This is a genomic window from Vibrio sp. 2132-1 (assembly GCF_033344315.1).
Map to the genome: position 1 here is coordinate 1 of NZ_JAWPON010000636.1, position 574 is coordinate 574.

General features: G+C 50.3%; 2 protein-coding genes. Both read right to left on the reverse strand.

What is annotated here, in order from left to right; all coding sequences use genetic code 11:
- Positions 1 to 393, reverse strand: a 393-nt coding sequence (locus R8N47_RS27105; protein WP_318186355.1) for a carboxyl transferase domain-containing protein, incomplete at its 3' end; no start/stop codon positions are given.
- Between the two features lie 34 nt (positions 394 to 427).
- Positions 428 to 574, reverse strand: a 147-nt coding sequence (locus R8N47_RS27110) for an acyl-CoA dehydrogenase family protein (protein WP_318186356.1), incomplete at its 5' end; no start/stop codon positions are given.

The following is a 574-nucleotide window of genomic DNA, read 5'->3' on the forward strand; positions in this document are numbered from 1 at the left end:
TATCTCTTGTGCTCGAAGGTGCTTTTTCACGGTGAGAGGATAATAGGTGCCGCCTTTGACCGACGGATCGTTGGCAACCACCATGCATTGAACTCCTTCGATTATGCCGATGCCAGCCACGACACCCGCGCATGGGATGGACTCATCGTACACTTGCCAAGCGGCGAACTGACCGATTTCAAGGAAGTTGCTGCCATCATCGAGCAAATGTGAAATTCGTTCTCGAACCGGGAGTTTTCCTTTTTGTCGCTGATGAGCAATGGCACGTTCGCCGCCACCGAGTTTGATGGTGGCGACGTCTTTTTGCAGCTTTTCAACCAGCATTTCCATTGCGGCTTGGTTAGAAAGAAACAGCTCGTCAGTTGGCTTGGTTTTGCTTTTTATGATGGCCATGATGACTTCCTTTTCCTAGCGAGTGAATCAGGAGCTAGCGTGATTCCTCAAACAATTCGCGCCCGATGAGCATGCGGCGAATTTCGGAGGTTCCTGCCCCAATTTCATACAGTTTTGCGTCACGCAGAAGGCGTCCGGTTGCGTATTCATTGATGTAGCCATTACCGCCGAGTAGTTGAAT